The organism is Vibrio sp. 10N.247.311.47 (assembly GCF_041467535.1).
GTDB lineage: Bacteria > Pseudomonadota > Gammaproteobacteria > Enterobacterales > Vibrionaceae > Vibrio > Vibrio crassostreae_C.
This window is the reverse complement of sequence record NZ_JBFSUR010000091.1, coordinates 1-2,011: the sequence shown is the minus strand read 5'-3', so window position 1 is coordinate 2,011 and position 2,011 is coordinate 1. Positions and strand designations below refer to the sequence as shown.

The 2,011-nt window shown below is 54.9% G+C and carries 4 protein-coding genes and 2 pseudogenes; all 6 read right to left on the bottom strand.

What is annotated here, in order from left to right:
* Positions 1-271: pseudogene (locus AB6E51_RS24300) on the bottom strand (conjugative coupling factor TraD, PFGI-1 class); the annotation flags it as partial.
* Positions 268-462, bottom strand: coding sequence for a hypothetical protein (locus AB6E51_RS24295; RefSeq protein WP_136987434.1), 195 nt, complete (start codon positions 460-462; stop codon positions 268-270). The gene AB6E51_RS24295 and the pseudogene AB6E51_RS24300, both read right to left, overlap by 4 nt.
* Complete coding sequence (locus AB6E51_RS24290; protein WP_136987433.1) at positions 452-640, bottom strand: hypothetical protein; 189 nt, start codon at positions 638-640, stop codon at positions 452-454. Before AB6E51_RS24290 ends, AB6E51_RS24295 begins: the two co-directional genes overlap by 11 nt.
* Positions 641-673: 33 nt before the next feature.
* Entirely contained in the window at positions 674-1,066 is a 393-nt protein-coding gene (locus AB6E51_RS24285; protein WP_154724098.1) for an integrating conjugative element protein, read from the bottom strand.
* Entirely contained in the window at positions 1,063-1,581 is a 519-nt protein-coding gene (locus AB6E51_RS24280) for a hypothetical protein (protein ID WP_154724099.1), read from the bottom strand. Before AB6E51_RS24280 ends, AB6E51_RS24285 begins: the two co-directional genes overlap by 4 nt.
* A pseudogene (locus AB6E51_RS24275) lies at positions 1,557-2,011 on the bottom strand (TIGR03759 family integrating conjugative element protein); the annotation flags it as partial. The gene AB6E51_RS24280 and the pseudogene AB6E51_RS24275, both read right to left, overlap by 25 nt.

Below are 2,011 nucleotides of genomic sequence, written 5' to 3'. Positions count from 1 at the left end.
AGAGTTTATTTTGATACACCGGCATGTCATCGGAGTTCATCGCCCAATAGGGCATACGAAGTAATTGCTTGCGATACCCAAGCACGGAAAGCCCTTGTTTTAGGCGAACCAGCGCGCACAAGCCAAGGCAAAAACCGAGCGGGTGCGCGAACACCGGCGACAGCATGAACACTTGTGGGGCGATGACCACCACGATAGCGGCCATGCTAAACATGGCCGCGCTCAGCAGCTCATCAGCAGGGCGAAGCAGACCTTCGGCGTAACCACTCATTGCAAGATCTCATCATCTAGCGTCACTCCCCACTCTCGCTGCCAGGCGCAGCGCTCTTCGAGGATTTCAATGCGGCGCTTGACTTGATGCGCCTCTTTGGCTTGAGTACTTACCTTTTTAGCTGACGGAAGTTCAAGGCGCTTTGGAGGTAAGCAGCGCTGGGCAAAGGGGTTGTCACTGTTAATGCTCATCATCGTCTCCTTGAGGTTTTAATAGCATCATTAAAGCGCGCTCAGGACTTACGTTGTGTGCCTGGCTTTGCTGGGCGAGCGCCAGAATCACCGGCGTCAGCGCCGCGCTTTCCAGAACTTGATGGGTGGTTTTAATCGCGTGTTGAATATCCGAATAAGATAAAGCGTGCGTAGGCATAAGCGCTGTCCTCATTAAAAGTCGTGAATGTGATTATTGCTTGAGCTCGCCGCGCTCGATGAGTACCGGATAGTGGTGAAGACCAAAAGCGGCGGCAAAGTCACGGCCTGCCACGGGGTAAAGCGTTAAGTTATAGCGTTTGAATCGCTGCCACCCCGCCTTCGTCTGCACATTGACGACCATCCCCATGGCGCCAATGCTCGCTAGATAGTCCCGCTTAGCACTGAGCCAGCGATGGGATAACGCGTCATCCCCAACGATAAACAAAGGCGTGCTCACGCTTTGTTTGAGCGTGCGTCGTTCCACCTTGCCAGGGGTTAACTGCGGCGTACTCACCGGCACCATCCCTTGCAATAAATCTGCGGCCGACAAGGCATGACTGCTGAGCAACAAGAGTAGAGTGATGAGTGTTAAACGACGATTCATAACAAGGGACTCCATTGTTGTAAGTGACGGGCAAAGGTGGCTTCATAACGCCGAGCAGGCTCGCCCCCGCCTGGCCTGTGAAAATATCCGGCCGCTTTTACCCAACTGCCGTGTTTGAGCATGCCTTCATTAAGCAAGACGGCCGCGTGATTGAGGTTCACCGTAGGGTCGAAGACCTCACACGGGCGGTTAAAGTGGTCTTTTTGCCAGCGCCAGTTTTGCTGCGTGAGGCCAATATCCACCATCTGTGTGTATTTCAAAAAGCCATGCAGCGCCTGGCAAGCTTCAGGGTATGTCGCGTAGAAATAGGATTGACCTTTGACATTGAGCGTCCAAGGCCAAGGGCGAATTGCGCCGCTTTGCAACTGGGTTTTGCTTTCGCCGAGCGCCAAGGAATATAGGACGCTCGCAGGAATGCCGTGCTGGGCGGCGACCTTCTGATACAGCGGCGGAATAGCCGCCTGAGCGCTGAAACACCACAAGCTCATCATTAAGGCAACGCCACGACCGACCATTGGCCTCCCCCTTGCTCTGAAATGGCCACGGGCACAGGTTTGCCTTTAGCCAGGGTTATCCATAAGGCGCGCGTGTCGTGATTTAAGGTGATCCACTGTTTCTCGACATCGCTGTGGCGAACCCCAGCCACTGAGGCCCAAGCTTGCAGCTCGGTGTTATTCCCCCCGAGCATATACACATCAACAGCCACGCCATGAGAGCGCCATTGCTTGAGCGCATCGACGCAGGTATCGCATCCCGCCCGCACAAACAGGGCGACGCGCTCTGGCAATCGTGGCCCTATCGGCTTCAAGTTAGGATAGAGCCGCGCCCACGCTGCGCGATACGCTACATCCAGCGCTAACAATCCCTCGGTACGCTCTTTATCAAACGCCACCAAACGCTCAGCCAAACGCGCACGTTCAGTATCACTGCGCGCAAACTGAGCTA